The 23,296-nt window shown below is 29.9% G+C and carries 23 protein-coding genes and 2 tRNA genes; 3 read left to right on the top strand and 22 right to left on the bottom strand.

From position 1 onward, the window contains the following. Positions 1-84: 84 nt before the first annotated feature. Positions 85-771, bottom strand: coding sequence for a 2-C-methyl-D-erythritol 4-phosphate cytidylyltransferase (gene ispD, locus DY168_RS12945; protein ID WP_115642114.1), 687 nt, complete (start codon positions 769-771; stop codon positions 85-87). 126 nt (positions 772-897) lie between these two features. Further along, a complete protein-coding gene (locus DY168_RS12950) occupies positions 898-2,004 on the bottom strand; it encodes a PIN/TRAM domain-containing protein (protein ID WP_115642115.1) in 1,107 nt (368 codons plus the stop codon). 335 nt (positions 2,005-2,339) lie between these two features. Here DY168_RS12950 and DY168_RS12955 point away from each other — a divergent pair, with 335 nt between their 5' ends. After that, positions 2,340-2,738: a nucleoside triphosphate pyrophosphohydrolase family protein gene (locus tag DY168_RS12955; RefSeq protein WP_115642116.1), complete on the top strand. Its 399-nt coding sequence runs from the start codon at positions 2,340-2,342 to the stop codon at positions 2,736-2,738. A gap of 33 nt (positions 2,739-2,771) precedes the next feature. Here the strand turns inward: DY168_RS12955 and disA are convergent, their stop codons facing one another. From disA to DY168_RS13000, 9 genes are all read right to left on the bottom strand, one after another. After that, positions 2,772-3,836, bottom strand: a complete 1,065-nt coding sequence (disA, locus tag DY168_RS12960) for a DNA integrity scanning diadenylate cyclase DisA (RefSeq protein WP_115642117.1) — start codon at positions 3,834-3,836, stop codon at positions 2,772-2,774. Positions 3,837-3,891: 55 nt separating this feature from the next. Next, complete coding sequence (gene radA / locus DY168_RS12965; protein WP_115642118.1) at positions 3,892-5,259, bottom strand: DNA repair protein RadA; 1,368 nt, start codon at positions 5,257-5,259, stop codon at positions 3,892-3,894. A 274-nt stretch (positions 5,260-5,533) separates the two neighbouring features. After that, complete coding sequence (gene nagB / locus DY168_RS12970; RefSeq protein WP_115642119.1) at positions 5,534-6,265, bottom strand: glucosamine-6-phosphate deaminase; 732 nt, start codon at positions 6,263-6,265, stop codon at positions 5,534-5,536. Next, positions 6,262-6,987 carry a GntR family transcriptional regulator gene (locus DY168_RS12975; protein ID WP_115642120.1) on the bottom strand — a complete coding sequence of 242 codons (726 nt, stop codon included), beginning with the start codon at positions 6,985-6,987 and terminating at the stop codon, positions 6,262-6,264. Before DY168_RS12975 ends, nagB begins: the two co-directional genes overlap by 4 nt. A 140-nt stretch (positions 6,988-7,127) precedes the next feature. Continuing rightward, on the bottom strand, positions 7,128-10,052 hold the full coding sequence (locus tag DY168_RS12980) for an insulinase family protein (RefSeq protein WP_115642121.1): 2,925 nt from the start codon (positions 10,050-10,052) through the stop codon (positions 7,128-7,130). Positions 10,053-10,234: 182 nt separating this feature from the next. Further along, on the bottom strand, positions 10,235-12,670 hold the full coding sequence (locus tag DY168_RS12985) for an ATP-dependent Clp protease ATP-binding subunit (RefSeq protein WP_115642122.1): 2,436 nt from the start codon (positions 12,668-12,670) through the stop codon (positions 10,235-10,237). Between the two features lie 27 nt (positions 12,671-12,697). Then, positions 12,698-13,726: a protein arginine kinase gene (locus tag DY168_RS12990; protein WP_115642123.1), complete on the bottom strand. Its 1,029-nt coding sequence runs from the start codon at positions 13,724-13,726 to the stop codon at positions 12,698-12,700. 10 nt (positions 13,727-13,736) lie between these two features. Beyond that, positions 13,737-14,252, bottom strand: coding sequence for a UvrB/UvrC motif-containing protein (locus tag DY168_RS12995; protein ID WP_115642124.1), 516 nt, complete (start codon positions 14,250-14,252; stop codon positions 13,737-13,739). 55 nt (positions 14,253-14,307) lie between these two features. Continuing rightward, the gene (locus tag DY168_RS13000) at positions 14,308-14,766 is read right to left on the bottom strand and encodes a CtsR family transcriptional regulator (RefSeq protein ID WP_115642125.1); all 459 of its coding nucleotides are present in this window, start codon (positions 14,764-14,766) and stop codon (positions 14,308-14,310) included. A 257-nt stretch (positions 14,767-15,023) separates the two neighbouring features. On the opposite strand from DY168_RS13000, the gene DY168_RS13005 reads away from it, so the two are divergent. Continuing rightward, entirely contained in the window at positions 15,024-15,671 is a 648-nt protein-coding gene (locus DY168_RS13005; RefSeq protein WP_115642126.1) for an MBL fold metallo-hydrolase, read from the top strand. A gap of 51 nt (positions 15,672-15,722) precedes the next feature. Here DY168_RS13005 and DY168_RS13010 read toward each other — a convergent pair whose 3' ends face one another. The 9 genes from DY168_RS13010 to DY168_RS13050 all read right to left on the bottom strand — a co-directional run bounded on the left by DY168_RS13010 (position 15,723) and on the right by DY168_RS13050 (position 21,821). Beyond that, on the bottom strand, positions 15,723-15,893 hold the full coding sequence (locus tag DY168_RS13010) for a DUF362 domain-containing protein (protein WP_115642127.1): 171 nt from the start codon (positions 15,891-15,893) through the stop codon (positions 15,723-15,725). A gap of 152 nt (positions 15,894-16,045) precedes the next feature. Next, positions 16,046-16,252 carry a heavy-metal-associated domain-containing protein gene (locus DY168_RS13015; protein ID WP_115642128.1) on the bottom strand — a complete coding sequence of 69 codons (207 nt, stop codon included), beginning with the start codon at positions 16,250-16,252 and terminating at the stop codon, positions 16,046-16,048. 14 nt (positions 16,253-16,266) lie between these two features. Beyond that, the gene (locus DY168_RS13020) at positions 16,267-17,172 is read right to left on the bottom strand and encodes a PSP1 domain-containing protein (protein WP_115642129.1); all 906 of its coding nucleotides are present in this window, start codon (positions 17,170-17,172) and stop codon (positions 16,267-16,269) included. Position 17,173: 1 nt separating this feature from the next. After that, positions 17,174-18,106, bottom strand: coding sequence for a DNA polymerase III subunit delta' (locus tag DY168_RS13025; RefSeq protein ID WP_115642130.1), 933 nt, complete (start codon positions 18,104-18,106; stop codon positions 17,174-17,176). A 16-nt stretch (positions 18,107-18,122) separates the two neighbouring features. Next, entirely contained in the window at positions 18,123-18,452 is a 330-nt protein-coding gene (locus DY168_RS13030; protein ID WP_115642131.1) for a cyclic-di-AMP receptor, read from the bottom strand. A 99-nt stretch (positions 18,453-18,551) separates the two neighbouring features. After that, a complete protein-coding gene (locus DY168_RS13035) occupies positions 18,552-19,160 on the bottom strand; it encodes a nucleoside/nucleotide kinase family protein (protein ID WP_115642132.1) in 609 nt (202 codons plus the stop codon). 60 nt (positions 19,161-19,220) lie between these two features. Further along, positions 19,221-20,651: an aminotransferase class I/II-fold pyridoxal phosphate-dependent enzyme gene (locus tag DY168_RS13040; protein WP_115642133.1), complete on the bottom strand. Its 1,431-nt coding sequence runs from the start codon at positions 20,649-20,651 to the stop codon at positions 19,221-19,223. Between the two features lie 48 nt (positions 20,652-20,699). Next, positions 20,700-20,912: a sigma factor G inhibitor Gin gene (locus DY168_RS13045; RefSeq protein WP_115642134.1), complete on the bottom strand. Its 213-nt coding sequence runs from the start codon at positions 20,910-20,912 to the stop codon at positions 20,700-20,702. A 402-nt stretch (positions 20,913-21,314) separates the two neighbouring features. After that, entirely contained in the window at positions 21,315-21,821 is a 507-nt protein-coding gene (locus tag DY168_RS13050) for a hypothetical protein (RefSeq protein WP_115642135.1), read from the bottom strand. Between the two features lie 322 nt (positions 21,822-22,143). On the opposite strand from DY168_RS13050, the gene DY168_RS13055 reads away from it, so the two are divergent. Further along, entirely contained in the window at positions 22,144-23,058 is a 915-nt protein-coding gene (locus tag DY168_RS13055) for a S66 peptidase family protein (protein ID WP_115642136.1), read from the top strand. Positions 23,059-23,130: 72 nt separating this feature from the next. Here the strand turns inward: DY168_RS13055 and DY168_RS13060 are convergent. Together DY168_RS13060 and DY168_RS13065 are read right to left on the bottom strand one after the other, a co-directional pair. After that, positions 23,131-23,205 (bottom strand) — tRNA-Cys (locus DY168_RS13060). Between the two features lie 6 nt (positions 23,206-23,211). Continuing rightward, positions 23,212-23,287, bottom strand: a tRNA-Phe gene (locus DY168_RS13065). Positions 23,288-23,296 lie beyond the last annotated feature (9 nt).

Consider the following 23,296-nt stretch of genomic DNA (forward strand, 5'->3'; position numbering starts at 1 on the left):
CCATTTAAGCCTATATAAATTTTCTAATCTATCCAAATTAAATTATATCATAATTGAAAACTATATATAAGTACTACTATATAGCTATCTTCCATTAATTATAAGCTCCGCAATTGTTAGATCTTCTTTAGTTGTAACTTTTATATTATCATAGCTTCCCTCATAAATGAAAATCTTATGACCTATAATCTCTAAGGCAGCAGTATCGTCTGTTACTAATATCTTATTCTCTCTAATGTAGTTATGTCCTTCTAATATGGTAGAATATTTAAAGCATTGAGGTGTTTGTATTGCTACTAATTCGTCTCTTTTTAGAGTAGCCTTTGAAAATCCATGCTCGTCTATAACTTTTATGGTATCTTTAACCTTAACCCCAGGTGCGGACCCACCATACAAAGATGCATATCTTATTCCATCTTTTATTATATCATCACTAACAAAAGGTCTTGCGCCATCATGAATAAGCACAACTTCACAATCTTTCATTGAAACCAATCCATTGTAAACTGAATCCTGCCTTTCTCTACCACCTTTAACAATAATAATAGGTTTACTATAGTTATATCTTTTCAGTATATCCCCCTCAAAATATCTAACTTCATCCTCTGGTAACACTAAATATATATCATCTATATCAGAGCACATTGAAAACTTCTCTAAAGTATGATGTATTAAAGGTTTTTCTTGAATATTTAAAAATTGTTTGCTTTTATCACTATTCATCCTCTTACCTTTTCCACCAGCGACTATAAGAGCATTAACCTTACCCATAGATATCTCCCCCTTAATTAATAACCTAATTACTATGTAATATATATAACTTTATATTACAATAATACCCCTACATAAAAATAGGGGTATCATTATATTTATAAAGTTCATTAATTTAAACTTATATTAACTTTGCCTCTCAAAGGCATTCTTTTCTTTAGCAAATATCATTCTTCCTGCAGCAGTTTGAAGTACAGATGTAACAACTACGTCTATAACTTCACCTATATACTTTCTGCCACCTTCAACAACTATCATAGTTCCATCATCTAAATATGCTATTCCTTGACCAGATTCTTTACCATCTTTTATAACCTGTATAGTCATCTCTTCTCCTGGAAGAACTACTGGTTTTATTGCATTTGCAAGTTCGTTAATGTTAAGAACATCTACCCCTTGAAATTCAGCTACTTTATTTAAGTTATAATCATTTGTTATAACCTTGCCATCTAAAAATTGAGCAAGTTTCAATAATTTACTATCTACTTCTGCTATTTCAGGAAAGTCCTTTTCTGATATTTGAACTTCAATATTTAATTCTTTTTGAATTTTATTTAATATATCAAGGCCTCTTCTTCCCCTATTTCTTTTTAGTGAATCAGATGAATCCGCTATATGCCTTAGTTCTTCTAAAACAAATGTAGGAATTATTAAAGTTCCCTCTATAAATCCTGTTTGACATATATCAAATATTCTCCCATCAATTATAACAGAGGTATCTAGAACCTTAGGTGTAGCTTTATTATTAAACTTATTCTTTTTATCTCTTCCTGATGTTGCCTTTCTAAATCCACCAAAAAATGACATCACATCTTCTCTTCTTTTAATTGCAATATCAGCTCCAAATACAGCTGCTACTATATTTATAACTGCATAAATCATCTTCCCAATTAACGTTGTATTCAAAACGCTAGCTAAAAGTGAGGATATAACAAGTGCAATTATAGCCCCTAATGCTCCAAATAAAATTTCTATTGATGTTAACTTTTGCATACTTCTTTCGGTATATTCTACTACTTTAGAAATCAAATTATTAATCCATGGTGAAATTAAAAATAATATAAATCCAAATAATAAAGTAATAAGAATTAAAAATAATATTGTATTAATATTAAACCCACTGAAATATCCCTTGCTTTTTACATACTCAGTTTTAAGTAATAAAACACCAACGAAGTAACCAATCACTAATCCTATTATTGTAAATAATGATCTTAAAACCTTTTTTAACAAGTCGTTCACCTCCCTTTCTAAATTGTTGCCAAAAAGTTGTAATTCTAACCCTTAAGTATTAATATATATTAATACTTTTTCCATTGCAATAAAACCCTATTTATTTAATAGAATATTCATTACTTTTTGCACTTTTACTTATATGCTCTTATTTAGTTTTGATAAATACTTATATTAATCCCCCTATGAAAAAGCTAGTATCTAAGTTAATATATAAGCATAAACTGATTTAACTATTCACACCGTCTATTTCTTAATTGACAAAATTGTCTGAAAAAATCTATAATTAACTTAAACAACCTAGTATAGTTAAAAAATAAGGAGTTGAGACTTACATGAAAGATATAATTTTTGATGATTTCCAAAACTCCGTCGATGAATATCTTATAAGGCATAAGAGCATTTTAGACGTACTTACGAAGCTTCAAGAGTCAGAAGCTAGAGTTAATAGGTCAATAGCTAAATCTGTTACAAGCTGTGGCTGTATAACTATAAATGCCAAAAAGCAATGTTTACCCTCTGATGAAAATTCAATGGATGACCCAAATGACTGCTTTAAAACTCATCTAGACGGAAATCTTTGTACTGATTGTAGAGAAGTTATAGAAACTGAATTGGGTAATAATATATTTTACCTAAGTTCTTTATGCAATCTTTTAGATTTAAACATTTATGATATAATTTTAAAAGAATATGATAGGATGAATACTTTGGGTAAGTATCATCTTAGATAATAACTCCCCTGCTACAAAAAGGCGGGGGTGATATTATAATTGCTTATCTAAAGCTACCTGTTCTTTTATTCTTCTAAGGCCGTTTTTTATTGCCCTTGCCCTTGCTTCCCCTATACCTTCTACCTTATCTAATTCCTCGTAGGATGCTTCTACTACAGCTTGTAATTCATTAAAGTTTTTAACTAGGTTTTCTATAATGCTACTAGGTATCCTTGGAATCTTATTTAATATTCTATATCCTCTAGATGATATCAGTGTTTCTACTAATGTTATCCCGCTATAGCCTATAAGTTTAGCAATTAAATCTAAGTCTAGCATTTCTCCTGAACTTAGCATTTGTATATCATTGTATATTTCATTTTCATTTAAACCTAATTTACAATAATCCCTTATTAAAAGTATACCATCCTCTTCAACAGATTTTATAAGTTCATTTAATTGCATTGATATAAGTCTTCCTTCATTTCCTAATTCACATATATATTTTTCAATTTCTGATACGATTCTCATTACCATTTCTGTTCTTTGTATAACTGTTACTACATCAAACAGGGTTACAATATCTTGAAATTCTAAAATATTCAAATTGCTTATTACCTTATTTAATACAGCTACATACCTCTCTAAGGTTTGTATTGCTTGATTTGCCTTTCCTAGTATGATGCTACTATCTTTTAACACATACTTAATATCTCCTTTGTATACTGTTATCATGTTTCTCCTTTGAGATATAGCAATTACAATGCACCCTGTTTGCTTAGCCACTCTATGTGCTGTTCTATGTCTTGTTCCAGTCTCGTAAGTTGTTATTGAATGTTCTGGCACAAGCTGAGCATTTGCATATAATATCTTTTTGATATCAGAACTTATAACTATAGCACCATCCATTTTAGCTAATTCATATACATAAGAAGGATTATATTCAGAGTTGATTGTAAATCCTCCATCAACTATTTTAAGAGTATCCTCTCCATTTGTTAATAATAAAAGTCCTCCTGTCTTAGCCCTTAAAATATTTTCTAAACCATCCCTTAAAAGTGTTCCAGGCCCCATTATCTTTAATATATTTTTTAGTTCTTTGTCTCTTTCTATTCTCATATAACCACCTTAATGCTATTAAGTAACCTTATTATTTAAAGATTACGTATTTTAGCTAAAAAACTTTATCTATCGCTTCTTTTAAGCTATTTGCTGAAATTAAGTTTATATTTTTAGATTTTAAATTTTCTTTATTTCTTGCAGGTATTATTACATTTTTAAAGCCCATTTTATAGGCTTCATTTATTATTCTTTCGCATCCCATAACAGGTCTTATTTCTCCTGTAAGTCCTATTTCACCAATGCATAATGCCTTTTCCAAACTTAGACTTTTACCTTTAGCACTAGAAATAAGAGCTAAAGCTATACCAAGATCTGCAAAGGTACCTTCTAGACTTAATCCTCCTACTACATTAACATAAACATCTGATTTATAAAAAGGTATCTTAAACTTTTTTTCTAGAACCGCTAAGATAAGGTTCAATCTTGCTGTGTCAAGTCCTACTGATGTCCTTCTTGGGAAGTTTGCATTAGATTCACTTACTAATGCTTGAACCTCAACTAATATAGGTCTACTCCCCTCAACTGTGCCTACAACTATAGATCCTTCCTGGTTAAATGAAGTATCTTGCAAAAATATTTTAGAAGGATCATAAACTTCCATAAGGCCTTCTTCCTTCATTTCAAAAACTCCAATTTCACTAGTTGTTCCGAATCTATTTTTCATAGTTCTTAATATCCTAAACTCTTCCGTTCTCTCACCTTCAAATGATAATACTGCATCCACCATGTGTTCTAGAACCTTAGGACCTGCAAGCTCACCTTGTTTGGTCACATGTGCCACTATAAAAAGTGGTATATTTTTCATCTTCCCTATTCTCATAAGTTCATTAGAGCACTCTCTAACCTGAGAAACACTACCCGGTGCTGAAGATAATGAACCTTTAAATACAGTCTGAATGGAATCTATTATTACAAAAGAGGGTTCTAATTCTTCTATATGAACTTCAATATTAGAAAGGTTAGTTTCTGACAATATATAAAGATTTTGTGATGATAGACCTAGCCTATCAGCTCTTATTTTAATTTGTTCTTCGGATTCTTCTCCTGATACATATAAAACCTTTCCATAGCTTTCTGCTATATTATTAGCAGTTTGAATAAGCAGCGTTGATTTACCTATACCCGGGTCTCCCGAAATAAGCGTAAGTGAACCTTTAACTAAACCACCACCCAACACTCTATTTAATTCTACAATACCTGTGTTATATCGTTCTTGTTCACCAGACTTTATAGTGTTTATATTTTTAGGTAAACTTTCTTTACTAAATGCCATCTTATGACGCTCATTTACAGATGAAGGTATAACCTTTTCTTCTTCTACAAGACTTGCCCATGCATTACAAGAAGGGCACTTTCCAAGCCACCTTAATGTTTCATATCCACACTGTTGACACACATAATTTGTTTTGGTCTTTGCCAACCCTTACCAACCCCAGTCTCATCTATTTTTCCCATGTTTATCACTTATCACTTTAATCTACTTTATATGTTAAACCATAATTTCCACATCTTATTAGAACTTAATTATACAATATTTTCTTTGTAGTTTGTGCCGATTTTAAAACTTTCATATTCATACTTACATTTTCTCTATATCCTTAAGTTTTTATACATCATAATATTTTAGTTTATAATGATTTAGGGAAACTTAGTCATATGACTAAATTTCCCTAAATAAAACTTGAATAATATATTTACTTATTCAACAAAGACGCTGCTTGTTCATCTATAATTACAGTTACATCATTATGAACTGCAAGAAGTGTGGCTGGAGACTTAGTTGTTATCTTTCCTGAAAAAAGCTTTGCTATAGCTTCCGCTTTACCTTCCCCACTAGCTATTAATATTATACTTTTAGCCTTCATTATTTCACCAAGACCCATAGTTATAGCGTTTTTAGGAACTTCATCAACACTATCAAAGAATCTAGAATTGGCCTTAATTGTACTTTCTGTAAGTCCTGTAACATGAGTCCCTAAAATCAGCTCTTCATCAGGTTCATTAAAAGCAATATGTCCATTTCCTCCTATACCTAGTAGTTGAACATCAATTCCACCTAAATCTCTTATATTTTTATCATAACCTATACATTCCACTTTCATATCTTCAGCATTACCATTTGGCACATAAGTATTCTTTTTATCTATGTTTATATGATTAAATAATGTGTTATTCATGAAATATCTGTAGCTTTGAGGATGGTTACTTGAAATCCCAATATATTCGTCCAAATTAATAGTTGTAACTTTAGAAAAATCAACCACATTCTCTTTATTTAACTTTATAAGTTCTTCATATAAGCCTATAGGTGAACTTCCTGTAGCAAGTCCTAAAATACTATTCTCTTTATTATTAATAATCTTTAAAATTTCCTTTGCTGCCCTTTTGCTTATACCCTTATAGTCTTTTTCAATTATTAACTTCATTTTAATTTCCCCCCACCTTTTGATGATATATTAACTTCTAATAGATATTTATCCGATCTATAAATCGCTTCTTCAATGAAAATAACTTTATCTTCTGCCGTCATATTCTTACTACAAGTTTTAAGAAGAGGAACTGATTCCTTTGTATTAAATATCCTCTTGTATTTATCCTCCATTAATAATGCTTGTATGGAAGTTTCAGAATTAACTATTTTATAGCCTTCCTCTTCTAACACCTTATATAGTGATCCATTTAACTCACCTTTATCTTTTATATCTAAATAATCACAGGGTATGTATACTATTTCGTTAGCTATACTAAAGCCATTTACAATTCTCATTCTGTTTATTATGTATATCTTATCTTTATTAAAAATGTCTTTTAATTCTTTACTAGCATCAATTTCTTTGAATTGAAGCACCTTAGTTTCTAATGTCCTTCCAGTTCTAGACACTATTTCCGAAAAACTCATCATATCTTTTTGCTTAACCTTTGTCTCACATACGAATGTTCCTACACCCTTTTGTCTAACAATCAAGCCTTCTTGAACTAATTCTCCAAGGGCCTGTCTTACCGTCATTCTACTAACAGAATAGTTTTTTGAAAGCTCTCTTTCACTATCTATACATTGACCTACTGACCAAGTTCCTTCGGATATCTTCTTTTTTATGTCTTCTTTTAGTTGATAATATGCAGGGATAGGACTACTTTTATCTATCATAAGAATCCCTCCTGAAATTATTATAATCTACATAGTTATAGATGTCTATACCAGTACAGATACTTTCAATATAAATATTTATATTGAAAACATATCAAGGAACTTTTATATTCCTTGATATGTTTTTATCTTTTATGTCACTACATTGCACTTACAACTATATCAAATAAGTCTTTATTCTTAGTTATATTACCTTCATTTCCAAGTACAGTTATATGATTTTGTTTCATCACTGATTCCATAAGAATTGAAAGTGATTTAATATCTTCTAAGGTAGTTGATAAAACTTCCTGTCTCTCTTTTCTTATCATGTCATATGTTACCTTAGTAAAGTACATATCAATAGCTTTTTCTGACTTCATAGAACTAGTTAAAGGTGAATCTAAATCTCTAATTGCACCTATTATATACTTCTCCATATCTCTTTTAGATGCATTAAACTCTCTTAGATATTCTGACATATCATCATAAGCTTTTAATGTATCCACTAAGTTAGGGTCTCTATATGATGTTATGAATATATTACCTGTTATTCCAAAGTCTAAAGACACTCCATAAGCGCCTCCTTTTACCCTTACCCTATTCCATAAGTAATCATACTTTGCAATAGTTTGAAGTACTAAAAGAGATCCACTATAAGAAAACCCATCTTTTTTAAAGTTTCCTCCTTTAGCTACATATTGTATATTAGCTTGAGTAGTTAATCCTTCATTTATTTTATTATTTAAAAACACATAATCTTTATATAAGTTTTCTTTTGATTTCAAAGTTACACCTACAATTGGCATACTGTTTTTAAATGTAATATAATCTTCTTCTTCTCCTGCAAAGCCTACCATTAGATTTGACTTATTAAATAGTAATTTTGATACCTTATTTAGATTTAAAGATAATTCATTCCATTTATTATTAAAGTTACTTTCTAAGTCACATAGGAATCTATAATATTCAAGACCATATATCTTTTCATCATAAGCTGCCTTTTGTGACATGGATGATAAAAGTCTTCTAGCTGCTACAGCATTTCCAGAGCTTTGTATCATAGCCTCGTGGTTTGATTTGTTTTCTCTTATAACTTGAAGTATTAAATCTTTTTCTTCAAACTTACTGCTAGTTAATATTTCTAACATAAGGTTCATTGCTTTATCAATATCAGTATTTAAAGCTTTAGATCTAACAATAAACTTTGGATAATACTTATCTTTATCTAAGCTATCCATATAATTATTTAAATTAAACCTAATTCCACCAGTGTGTATTGATATTTCATTTATAAGTGTATCATAATTGTATTTATTAGTACTAATCTTACCAAGAACTTCTGATAGTAGCTTTCCATATTGTATAAGTTCCTGTGGGATCACCTTAGCATCAAATATAAGCTTAAGATAAGCAATCTTATTTGTGTTTAAATCGCTATATAACACCTTCATTCCCTCTTCATTTCTTTCCTCAAACGGAAGAGTTTCTATATCATGACTTACATCATTTATAGATAAATTAGGTATTGTATTTATTTGTTCTTCAGTATCATCTTTTTCCTGTATAGCTCTTAAACTACGAACTTTTGAAATTATATTTTCTCTATCACTGTCTGTTAACTGTGACTTTATAATATTTAACTTTTCTTTAGTATGTTTCTCTTTCTTTTCTATATATCCTTTTTCAGGTTTTAGTGTATAAAGTAAGCAATGATTATTATTAAGAAGATATTTTTTAATTAAGTTTTCAAAATAACCTTTATCTACTCCACTTTTTATATTTTCTAAAAGCTCATTATATTGAAGCTGTGAAAAGGGATCACTATTATACATGTAACTTTCAACAACTTGATAGTAATATATAAGCCCTTTAGGATATCCTCCGAAATCAGCTTCCCTTAATGAAAATTCTCTTTTGTTTATGGACGCTAGTGCTAAATCTTTATCTATTCCTCTATCTACTATTTCTTGAAGACTTTCTCTTAACACCTTTTTAAATTTATCTTTTTGGTCTTCGTTAGCTCCCTTAATTAATATTAAAAACAAAGGTTGCTTTATGCTATTTTCGAATCCTCCATCTACAGATTTTCCTATTCCAGCATCCATTAAAGCTTTTTTAACTGGAGCTGCTGAATTATTTAAAATCATATCATATAAAATATCTAGTGCTAAGATTTCTTCTGGATTACTAAAGTCTCCAGCACTGTATCCAAGGGCAAGATAAGTCTTATCCTTTTCATCTTCATCCTTAGATATTCCGTATACCCCTTCTTTTTCTATCAACTGATCGAACTCTTTTTGTATAGGTACTTGCACATTTATATCTAATTTATTAAAGTTATTAAGATAATTATCATTTATAAATTGTAGTATCTTCATAACATCTACATTACCATATAAAAACATATGACTATTAGATGGATGGTAGTATTTCTTATGAAAATCCAAAAAGTCATCGTAGGTTAATTCTGTTATATTATCTGGATTTCCTCCGGAATCATGTCCATATGGAGTATCTTTGTAAAGGTTCCTAATCACCCCATCAAAAGCTAAAGAATCTGGTGAGGAATATGCCCCTTTCATTTCATTATAAACTACCCCGTTATATCTTAGCTCATCTTTCTTTTCATCTAACACATAATGCCAACCTTCTTGCATAAATGTATATTCATTTTCATATATAGATGGATAAAACACTCCATCCATATACACATCTAATAGGTTAATAAAATCTTTTTCATTTCTGCTAGCTAGAGGGTACACAGTTCTATCTGGAAATGTCATAGCATTCAAAAATGTATTAAGTGAACTTTTTAATAAGTCTACAAAAGGTTCTTTTGTTTTAAACTTTCTTGAACCTGCTAAAACTGAGTGTTCTATTATATGTGGCACACCAGTACTATCCTCTGGAGGAGTTTTAAACCCTATTGTAAAAACCTTATTGTCATCATCATTTGAGATGTTTATTAGTTTAGCTTCTGTTTTTTCGTGGTTAAATATCCTGCCTATAGAGTTTAATTCTTCTAACTTTCTTTCCTCTATAAGTTTAAATCCATGGTATATATCGTTAATTTTAAACGTCAAGTAAATCTCTCCTTTCTATTTTAAGTACGCTATTATAATTTATTAATCTTATTTTATTAACTTAATACTATATTTTATACTATAACCTATTAATTAAGATAATCAAGAAATAAATGATATTGATTGTAAGGTTTAGGGAAGCTTATCAAATATAATCAAAGCTTCCCTATGTTTATATTATTCTACTTTTCACTTTTAAATACTAAATTTCCGTCTTCCATATAACCATAAATAGTACTACCTTTAGCTATGTTTCCTTTTAGTATTTCTTCGCTTAACTTATCCTCAACAATTTTAGTTATTGCTCTTCTAAGTGGCCTTGCTCCATAAACTTTATCAAAGCCTTTTTTAGCTAAGAATCTTTTGCTTTTTTCATCAAATTCTACATTTATTTCTATTTGTTTTAATCTTTCTGTTACTAAACGTAACATAAGATCTACTATTTTTACTAAATCCTCTTCTTTTAAAGTTTCAAACACTATTATATCATCAATTCTATTTAAAAACTCTGGTCTAAATTCTCTTTTAAGCTCTTCTAATACATTTTCTTTCATCTTTTCATAATCACTATCCATTGTATCTTCTGATATATTGAAACCTACAGTCTTTTGTTTCTTTATAGTAGACGCTCCTGCATTTGATGTCATTATAATTATAGTATTTTTAAAGCTTACTGTTTTACCTTTTCCATCAGTTAATCTTCCATCTTCTAATATTTGAAGCAATATATTAAAAACATCCGGATGTGCTTTTTCAATTTCATCAAATAAAATTACTGAATAAGGATGTCTTCTAACCTTTTCTGTTAATTGTCCACCTTCATCATATCCTACGTATCCTGGAGGGGATCCTATAAGCTTTGATGTCGTATGCTTTTCCATATACTCAGACATATCAATCCTTATCATGTTGTCTTGATCTCCAAACATAGCTTCCGCTAATGCTTTTGAAAGTTCTGTCTTCCCAACTCCAGTAGGTCCTAGAAATATAAATGAACCTATAGGTCTATTTGGGTCTTTAAGTCCTACTCTTGCACGTCTCACTGCCCTAGATACAGATTTTACTGCTTCTTCTTGTCCTATAACCCTATTATGAAGTATTTCTTCTAAATTAAGTAGTTTCTTAGACTCTTTTTCTGTAAGTTTTTCTACGGGTACATTAGTCCATCTTGAAACTATTATTGCGATATCTTCTTCATCTACTCTTTGTGTTTCTGAATTGTTTTCTGTATGCCATTGATGTTTTACAGTTTCTAAGTCTTCCTTATATTTCTTTTCCTTATCTCTTAATGCTGCTGCCTTTTCAAAATCTTGAAGTCTTATAGCGTCTTCTTTCTCTTTTCCAACTTTCTCTATATCTTCTTCTATCTTCTTTAAGCTTGGTGGAGCAGTAAGATTGCTTATTCTAACTTTAGCACCTGCTTCATCAATTAGGTCAATGGCCTTATCTGGAAGATACCTGTCAGTTATATATCTATCAGATAACCTAACAGCTGCCTCTAATGCTCCATCAGTTATCTTAACCCTATGATGCGCTTCATATTTATCTCTTAAGCCCTTAAGTATTTGTAATGCCTCTTCAGTTGTAGGCTCTCCAACCATTATAGGCTGAAATCTTCTCTCTAGCGCTGCATCCTTTTCTATATGTTTTCTATATTCTTCTATAGTTGTAGCCCCTATACATTGTATTTCGCCTCTAGCTAAAGCTGGTTTTAATATATTAGATGCATCTATAGCCCCCTCAGCTCCGCCCGCTCCTATTATAGTATGGATCTCATCTATAAATAATATTACATCTCCAGCTTTTCTTATTTCTTCCATGACCTTTTTAAGCCTTTCTTCAAATTCACCTCTATACTTCGCTCCTGCAATCATCGAGGATAAATCTAATGTCACAACTCTTTTATCTTTTAGAAGCTCTGGGATATTTCCTTGAACAATTTTTTGTGCAAGTCCTTCTACTACAGCAGTTTTACCTACTCCAGGGTCCCCTATAAAGCAAGGATTGTTTTTTGTCCTTCTTGATAGGATTTCAAGCACTCTTTGAGTCTCTTCTTTTCTTCCTACAACAGGATCAAGCTTTCCTTCCTCAGCCATTTTAGTTAAATCTCGTCCATACTGATTTAGGGTTGGTGTATCGCTACCTTTAATATTACCTTTGTTACTATTATTCATTTCACCCTCACCAGATAAAGCATTTATAATTTCACTTCTCAACTTATCAAAGTTCACCTGAAGACCTTTTAGTATATTAAACGCAACTCCTTCTGACTCACTTACAAGTGCTAACAATATATGTTCTGGAGTTACATAATTATGATTTAACTTTCTAGCTTCGAGTAAGCTAAGATCTAAAAGCCTCTTCGTTCTAGGTGTAAGTGGCACCTCATTTTGAGGTATACTAAGGTCTCCTTTACCTTCCATTCTCTCTATTAAATCTCTTATACCCTCTAAAGAAACACCCATGCCATTTAGTATATCTTTACTCATTCCTTCTTCTTTTAATATTCCAAGTAAAATATGCTCCGTACCTATAAATCCATGTTGAAGCTCTATTGCTTCATCCTTTGCATATAAGACAACTTTTTGTGCTCTTTCAGTAAATTTATCGAACATCATATATTTCTTCACCCCTTCTATTATCAGTTATTTATTATTAAAGTATTCTCTTACAAGATTTGCTCTTTCAATATCTCTTTCCTTAATACTTAAATCCCTACCAAGTCTTAATTGTAATGTAGCTGGCTGAGTTTCAACTAAAAGCTTATTTAATTTAACTTTGTCTATATCCTTTAGTATTGCCATTTCTATTCCCATTCTTACATTAGAAAGTAAATCTAATGCTTCTTTTGAGCTTAAAATTCTTGCGCTTTTCAAAAGACCTAATGACCTGTATATTTTATCTTCAAGTTCATTTTTATATCTTCCTAAAAACTGTTCTCTAGCTCTATTTTCCTGAGATATAAGTTGAGATACCACCGCCTCTAAGTTACTTAAAATATCTTCTTCCCTCATTCCAAGAGTTATTTGATTGGAAACTTGATATATATTACCTTCTGCTTTTGATCCTTCTCCATAAAGGCCTCTTAATGTCATGCCTAACTGTGTAAGAGCCTTTAAAGCATCATTAATTTCATCTTTCATTGTTAATGCTGGAAGATGGAGCATAGCCGATACCCTCATACCTGTACCTAAATTAGTTGGGCATGCAGTTATATACCCTAAATTATCATCAAATGCAAAATCAAGTTTTTCTTCTAAGTTATCATCTATACTATTTGCTATTTTATAAGCTTCCCTTATATCAAAGCCAGAGCTTATGCATTGAATCCTTAAATGGTCTTCTTCATTTATCATAAGACTTATTGTCTCATCTTCACTTAATAAAAATGCTGATTTATCTTTTGACGCTAATAAATTAGGACTAATAAGATGTTTTTCTATATAATTTCTTCCTTGATTTAAATCAACCTTCCAAAGATCTATATCTTTAAAGACTCCCTTTCCCTTTTCTACTTCATAAAATATATCCTCAATATTTTTAGCTAAAGCCTTTGCTTCCTCCGATTCTAATTTATGTGGAAATGGGACTCCTTTTATATTTCTTGCAAGCCTTACTCTGCTACTTAATACCATATCTTCATTTTCTGTAATGTTATCTATCCAATTTTTCATAGTATCACTCCTACTCTAATTTTTTAAGGGCCTTTATTTCATCCCTTAACATTGCTGCTTTTTCGTATTCTTCAGCTAGTATAGACTTTTGTAGGTCTTCTTTTAATGATAACATCTTCTTTCTTTCCATAAGTTCTTTTCCAGACTTTAGTGGGAATTTACCTACATGTTCTGTGTCACCTTGAACTCTTTTTACAATAGGTAGTAGTGTGTCATTAAAATTCTCATAACATTTACTACATCCTAAAAGTCCTTTTATTTTGAATTCGCTATAGGTCATACCACAATTTTCACATATCTCTTCTTCAAGAGGAACATTTTTTGATGACTTATTTATATAATCAACAAGCCCACTAAGTAAACTTTGGAAAGAAAAGGGTGAATCCATATTGAAATCTGATCCTACACCTAATCCCTCTTGTTCCTTTGCGCATTGCTCACATATGCTAGTTTCCTGCTTAACACCATTTACTATCTTTACTATATGGACATTAGCTGGATTTACATTACATCTCTCACACAACATACATCATCACTCCAATTCTTTTAATATTAATCACATTATTGTCTTTATAAATATATTATGATAAAACTACCATTATCATAGATTTTAAAAGTTCAGCTCTTATCTTATTTCTATCTTCACAGTTTATAGATACTAAGGCCCTGTCATTTATTGCAGTCTTTACTATCTGTGCTTCTCTATCTTTAAGTATTTCAATATCTAGTAGTATCTCAATTAACGATAGAGCACAGTCACAGGTTATACTCTCTCCTATCTTTTCGTTTATCATATCTTTTACATGTTCATGACTATCTTTGGTTTGCCTTATTACAATATATCCACCGCCACCTCTGCGACTTTCAATTATGTAACCTTTGTCTGTTGTAAACCTTGTAGTTAATACATAATTAATTTGTGATGGAGCACAACTAAATTGACTTGCTAGTTCATTTCTTTGTATTTGCAACTTTTCTCCATCATTCTCTTCTAACAATGATTTTATAAATGTTTCTATTATATCTGATAATATAGCCACTATGTCACCTCTTTGACTTTGTCTTTCTTTGACCTTAGTATAATCATATTATTAACTCTAATTTTCTTCAAGAGACAAATCTTATGTTTTTAGCTTGAATTTTAGTGAATATCTCAAGATATAGAGGTTAGCACTGATATTCTTTTACTTACTACTACTTACATCTAATTTATACAATGCTCAAATTTTTATATATATTGTAATGACTTTATTATAACAAGTTTATTATTGGTTATAATAAACTTGAGGTGAACTTTATGTTAATATATTGGATTGGTTATTCTTGTTTCTTAATACAAACTTCTAAAGGCACAAATATATTAATGGATCCATTTGAAGGTATAAACGTAAACTCTCTTTATGATATTTGTCCTAATATAGATATAGTAACTATAAGTCACAAAGCTTTCCACAATTCTTACCTGGATCCATTTAAAGAAAAATCAATAATAATTGATAACACAAAAGGTTTTTTCTTTAAAGATACTGAAATAATTGGATATCCTTCTTATAGCGACAATATTTGTGGGCTTAAACGTGGTGAAAATATTGTTTTTAAAATTTCTACTGAAGATTTTTCAATATGCCACTTAGGAGGGCTTGGACATGTTCTTGATGAAAGTTTAATAAAACAACTAGGTACTATAAATGTACTTTTCGTTCCTGTCGGTGGAAACATTACCTTAAACGGTAATAACGCTTGTACTGTTGCATTAAGCCTTAAAAGCAATATTGTTATACCTATGTGTTATAAGTCTTCAAAATGTTTACATTTAAGTGAGGATGCCTCTAGATTCATAATAAATATGAAAAATGTAAGCAATATAAATCATATTAGTCTTTTATTGGATCAACGTACTTTAAATTTTAGAAATCAGGTTATCCTTATAAAGCCATTGCAATAATCTTGTCCAAATAAAAAAGATCGTCTTAAGACGATCTTTTTTCGTTCAAAGTTATTCTTGAACTGGTGCACCTACTGGGCAAACACTTGCACAACTTCCGCAGTCAATACAAGTATCCGCATCTATAACGTATATAGTATCTCCTTGAGCTATAGCGTTTACTGGACACTCTGGAGCACAGGCTCCACAACTTATACATGATTCTTCAATTTTGTACGCCATATAAAACACCTCCTAAGAATTTTAGACAAGCTTGTTGTCCAACTACATTCTAACATGTTTCATTTAGATTTAAAAGATGTTTTTTACTGTGTTTAATATAAATTTAACAATTGCTCATTTCAGTAATATCCACTGTTATAATCCACATTTTATTATCGTGATACACTATATCCCTTATCTTCAACTGATGATATGATTTTCTCAACTGTTACTAATTTCTCATCATATACGATTTGTATTTCACCCTTATCTTGTAGTATTTCACAAGCTACTACTCCATCATTTCCACCCATAGCCTCTTTAATCTTGCTTACATCTGAATTTGTTTTCATGTTAGAAACCTTTAAACTAATGTTCATATAAATTTCCTCCTTTAATCAATTTTGAATAGATCTTTAATCAATTCTTTATCAGAGTGGTCTGCAACTTCAACTTTTATTTCACCTTCGCTTACAGCACCTTCGTAAGATCCCGACACTAGTGATACTTCGCTTATATTGAATTCTCTTAAGAATTCCTCATCATTAGATTTAAGTTTTACTTTCACAAGCTCTTTTACAACACTATTTCCTACTACTTCCCCCTTCCCTATTTCAGTTTTTACTATGGATCCAATCTTAGGTAGTCTCTTCCTTGTATTTTCATAAGTCTCTTGCTCATAATTTAGGCAACACATAAGTCTCCCACAAATGCCCGATATTTTAGTAGGATTAAGAGAGAGATTTTGTTCCTTTGCCATTTTTATAGAAACTGAAGCAAAGTCTCCTAAAAATGAAGAGCAACACATAGGTCTTCCACAAGGTCCAAGTCCACCTATCATTTTTGCTTCATCTCGCACACCTATCTGTCTTAGCTCAATTCTAGTTTTAAAAATAGTGGCAAGATCTTTTACTAGTTCTCTAAAGTCTACTCTTCCTTCTGCAGTAAAGTAAAATATAACCTTATTATTATCGAAGGTATATTCTACATCTATAAGTTTCATAACTAAGTTATGGTCGCTTATCTTCTTTGTACATACTTCAAACGCATACTTTTCTTTAGCCTTATTTTCTAAATGCTTCTTTGTATCTTCTGATGTTGCCATTCTAAGAACTGTCTTTAAGGGAGCTACAATCTCATTTTCATTTACTTCTTTACACCCTATAACACATTGTCCGAATTCTATTCCTCTTGCAGTTTCTACTATTACGTTCTTATCTTTATCTATCTGCATATCCATAGGGTCGAAATAATATATCTTTCCTGCTTTCTTAAATCTCACTCCCACTACCTTTATCATATTAAACCTCCAATATATTAAGCAGCATAACATCTAATGTCATTGCAGCGTTAGCATTCCTATCCAAACTATATTTAGCATCATTTATTACACTTACTAACTTGTTTAACTTTGTAAAAGAAACTTCTCTTGACATGTAGCTTATACTTTCTATCTTATCTTTATTTATTACTATATCTTCATTCCCTGTTTCTTTGTAAACCATTATATCTCTTATAAATAAAAGCATTATAGTAAATAAGTCTTCATATTTATCTTTGAATTTTAATATTTCTAATTCATACTTTACCACATATTCCATGTCTTTACAATTGATTTCTTTTAATATATTAAAACCTAAGTCTCTCATACTGTTAAATCTATCATCATTTAAATATTTATCTACTATTCCTGGTATTCCACCACTAAAAGATACTATAATTTTTATTTCTTCTTCTTTTAGCATTTTGTAATTTTCATCTATATATTGCCTTATCTGTTCCTCTGTAAGCACATTCAGCTTATGTATTTGACATCTAGATTTCATTGTGTCTAAAATTGCTTCAGAATTTTCACAAAGTAATATTATATGAACACCCTTAGGTGGTTCTTCTATAGTTTTTAAAAATGCATTTTGGGCTTGTTGCGTCATTTTTTCAGCTTTATATATTATAAGTACTTTCTTTTTTCCCTCAAAGGGCTTTTTATTAGTCTCTTCTATTAGTTCTCTAACTTCATTTACACCCATGCCTTTTTTAATATTTCTATAATGGATTATATCTGCATAGTCCTTTTCCTCTTTTTTTCCTAAAATCTTAATTGCTAGGTTACTCGCAATAATACTTTTCCCTATCCCATCTTCCCCTATAAGGAGATAAGCATGAGAAAGTGTTTCATTTTTTATAGAGTTGTCTAAACTAGATATAATCTTCTCATGCCCTATAACCTTTTTCATTTAAAGTCTCCTCTAGTTAAATTTTAATAAACTGATCTACATCTACTACAAATATAGTAGCTCCACCAACTTCAACTTCTACTGGATAAGGTACATATATTCCTGTAGAACCCGCTACTGGAGATGGGGAAGTTATTATTTGTTGTCTTGTCCTACAAGTTTCTTCAACTAGTCCTAAAACCTTATTTACATTTTGTTCTTCTACACCAATCATTAATGTAGTATTACCTGATTTTAGAAACCCTCCTGTAGTAGCTAATTTAGTAACTCTAAATCCACCTTCCATTAAAACATCAATTACATCGCCAGCATCATCATCTTGTACTATAGATATTATAAGTTTCAAAATATAACCCCCTTTAAATTTAATATGCCCACACTGTAAGCACAATTCACTATAATCTTGATTTTAGTTTGTAACTATATATTATCACAACTTTACATTTCATAATAGTTTATTAGTTCTAAGTTTCACATTAAGTATATCATACTTAATTTTACAAATACACTCTTTTAAATCATCATTTTTATAATGTTTGTTAACCCCACAATCTTCTAACTTATCAATATTAAAATCAATATTATCCGCTAAGAACCTTCTACATAACTCATCATAGTTAGGATTATTTTGCTCTCTTTCTCTTTTCAAAGCTCTTTCTAACCTTATTCCATCATCTAGGGTAACGTAAAGTGGAAATATACTTTCTTCACCAAAGTAAAATTTAAGATTTTTATATGCTTCTAATGTAACTATTAATATATAATCATGCATATCTAAATTAATTTGTCCATCATCTAAAGTAGCATAATACCAATCCCCATTAACCGTATTATAAATTCTTTGTTCTATTACTTTGTCTTTCGTTTTATAACTTTCTAATATATCCTCATCAATGAAATAATACTCTACACCATTAGTTTCATTAACCCTTTTAGGTCGTGTAGTATAAGTTATTATAGGTTTTAACTTCAAGTCATCATCATTTTGTAATTGTTTAAAAATGGTATCCTTCCCTGAACTACTTTTTCCCATTAAACAAAATATCTTTCCCATAGGTTTCCTCATTCCTAATAAATACAGTCATAGAACAATTCTACACTAATATTTATTTTATTAGTTATCTTTTTTTATTATATCAATTTTACCATCTTTAATGCCAATTACATCTACATTGTTTGATACATAGTATTCTATCATTTCAATCGTATTCCCTTCTATAAGTTCACCCATAACAATTATTGGTACCCCTGGTGGATATGGACATACATTTACTGCTGATATCTTACCAATAGAATCCTTTAATAAAACCTTCTGCTTTGGTTTTTTAAAAGCTTCAAAGGGCATCATCAATTGTTTTGGTATAGGTACATCTATAACTTTTAGCTGTTTACCTTCCACTGTTCTAGTATCTAAGTTTTTAAGAGCTTTGTAAAGTCTTTTGAAATCTTCTTTACTATTAAAAGGAGATGGTATTAAAATCAAATTAGATGCATCTATCATTTCTACTTGAATCTTATTCTTTCTTAAATATTCATCTACCATACATGTACTTAATCCCTCTTTTAAATTAATTACAATTCTACTTTCATCTATATCTGTACTATTAGAGTTTATTAATTCTTTTTTATCTAACACTCTTAAAAAGTTTAGATTGCTTAACTCCTTTTTAAATGATTCTATTCTACTAAATAATTCTTCATAAGACTTATTACCCTCCTCTTTAATGTACCATCTTGCATAATCCATACTAAGCATTAACATATACGAAGGGCTTGTACTTAAAAATGCACTAACATAAAAGTCTACTCTTTCTATAAGACTTTCATCATTAACATGTAAGTATGCAGATTGTGTTAAACTAGGTAGGGTTTTATGTGCACTCATTACAGCCATATCAACGCCTATTTTAAGAGGATTTTCAGGTAACATTGGATGTGCTCCAAAATGTGCTCCATGAGCAGCATCAACTAAAACCTTTATATCACTTTCTTTACAGATCTCTACTATGTACTTCAAATTACAACATACTCCATAGTAATTTGGATATGTTACTATTATAGCTTTAATATCACTATGTTCTTCTATAATTTCTTTAAGATTAGTAATATCAATTCCTAACGGAGCATTAAATTCCTTATCTGTCTGATTTGCTAAATATATAGGATTTAACTTTCTCATAATTATAGCGTTAAATATTGATTTATGACAGTTTCTCTCTACTAATATCTTATCACCTTCTTCTAATGAAGAAAATATCATAGCCATATTTCCACTAGTACTGCCATTTACCATAAAATATGACCTTTTACTATTATAATACTGTGATAAAAGTTCTTCTGCTTCCTTTATAGCTCCTTTGGGATTATGTAAGTTGTCTAGTCCTTCTACTTCAGTTAGATCTGACGTTAAAAGTAACCTTTGTATATTTTTCTTTTGTACCTTTCTTTTAAAACCTTTTCCTCCTTTATGCCCTGGTATGCAGAATAAAGAATTCTTTTCTTCATTATATTTTAAAAGCGCACTCATCATAGGAATATCATTCATAGTTAATCTCTCCTTAAAAAAACATGTAATATATATTAATCTTTAGCCTTAATTTCTATATCCTTCTATATTAAAATAATTATTTCGTACAACATACTGTACCAAGCTTCTTTTTATACATTGTCTGTAGTACTCATAAAAATCAGTGTCTGTACTGCAGTTTATTAATCTTTGTTCGCAGCTTTTGCATATATACTTTCTATTTATCATTATACCATTTTTTATAGACTTCCTGCATATGATACACGCTTCCTTCCCCATTTATACATCATTCTAAATCTTTTAGAATGATTGCCACCTCCTTCTAGGTATTATATATGTTAAATTAATTATCTCCTTATATACTATATTGTATTCAAGCTAGCCCTAGCTTTTATTTTGTCCACCTTATTTATTTGTATACAAATAATATCATTCTTCTACTATTACATTGCTTTTATGCTATACTTTTATATTAATTTTATAAGAGTGGTATTGTAAAATAGCTTTTAATTAATCTTCAAAAAGATTATTGAGCATTTCTAATAGTTATATTATAAATCCTATAAAGGTCGCTTACCTATAAAAATAAGCATAAAGATTAATATTAATCTTTATGCTTATTTTTAAGTCATATCGTGTCTGTGTTTAATTCTCTTAATTGTTAGACATTTACAGAACTACTTAGCTAACCTTTATCTTCTTTAAAAACTCCATACTTGGCTGAAAATAAAATCTTTTATATTGATTCCCGTATTTATATATACAACAATATTGATTAAACATAGACATTGAACATACATACCTTTTTGATGATATAGAACTTACTGCTCTTTTTATATTTTTATTTATACAACCTTTTATATCTTTCGTTTTACCTATAAAAACTATATCTTCAATCTTCACATTTTCTACTACGCTCTGATTGTTATTTTTAAGTCTATGTATAATAAGCTGATTTGATATTATTGAATACTTATATTTAACCTTACACTTTATTAATTCTAATGTAATAACTATAGATGTTATTACAAAGAGTACTGGATTTGTTATAAATCCAATTTGGTAATTAGATATTTTAATTTGTTCTAAAATATTTGATATTACTATCATTATAACTAGTCCTAGTAACATAGATGCCATAAAAGGTGTCTTTCTTCTAGTTACGATTTCTTTGTACATTATTCTCATGTTAATCCCCCGATTGATTTATTATTTCTCATAACATAGAGATTATACTAGTGTTTTAAGCTTTAAGCTATGGCCATTAGACCCATAATTAGCGGTTTAAAGTTCAATTAAATCTATCTTGATGATATAAGGTTACATTCCTCTTCTAACCTCATTATGTCTTTGTTAATCTTCATATTGCGTTTTATTTTTTTAATAAACATATTATTTACACTTACAATAAAACCTTTTTTAATTTATTTCACTATAATCAATAAATAATACTAATTTAACTTACTTGTTGCATACTTATATAATAAGTAAATATCTTTGGAGGTTCATTATGTTATCTAATAAATTAGAATTTGGGGATACTATTTCAGTAATAGCTCCTGCAGGTTTTGAAGAAAATTCTATTATAGATGAAAAAATTAATATTATTAGTTCTTTGGGATTTAATATAAAAAAATCAGTTCACTTGTATGATAAGTCTGGATATTTAGCTGGAAAGGACATGGATAGATCTAAAGATCTAATGGATGCTTTCAAAGATCCTTCAGTTAAAGCCATTATTTGTTTTAGGGGTGGCTATGGATCTTCTAGAATATTACCCTATTTAAACTTTGAAATAATAAAAGAAAACCCTAAAATTTTCATGGGATTTAGTGATATTACTGTACTTTTAAATTCCATATATGAAAAGTGTTCATTAATAACCTATCATGGTCCTATGGTGAATTCTGATATGATGAACATATATACTTTAAAAAGTTTTGTAAATACTCTTATGAAAAATAATGATACTTTTAATCTTATTAATCCTAAAAATGATAAGTTAAGCTTTTATGGTTCAAACTCTATAGAAGGGTGTCTAGTTGGTGGTAATTTATCTATTATATGTAGCACCCTAGGCACTCCTTATGAAATAGATACAAAAGATAAGATACTATTTATTGAAGAAATAAATGAAGAACCCTATAAAATAGATAGAATGCTAACTCAATTAAAGCTTGCTAATAAACTTAGTAATTGCAAAGGTTTCATTCTAGGTAAGTTTACTAAATGTGTTACGTCAGATACTCGATCATTTTCTTTAAATGAAGTTTTAAGAAATAATTTACTATCCTTTAATAAGCCTACTGTTGTTAATGTAAGTAGCGGACATGATAATAATAACTTAATATTGCCTATAGGTGCAAAATATAAAATTGATATTGAAAAAGGAAACTTAGAAATTATAGAAAGGTTTCTAACTTAACTATTAATGTAAAATAAGGTATATTTAAGAATAAAAAAAGCTTTAGAATAAATTCTAAAGCTTTTTTTATTTTGGAGGCGCCACCCGGATTTGAACCGGGGAATAAAGGTTTTGCAGACCTTTGCCTTACCACTTGGCTATAGCGCCATAAACTGGTGGCTAGACCAGGAATCGAACCAGGGACACGAGGATTTTCAGTCCTCTGCTCTACCGACTGAGCTATCCAGCCAAAGTTTTA

Origin of the sequence: Clostridium putrefaciens (assembly GCF_900461105.1) — a bacterium.
GTDB lineage: Bacteria > Bacillota > Clostridia > Clostridiales > Clostridiaceae > Clostridium_L > Clostridium_L putrefaciens.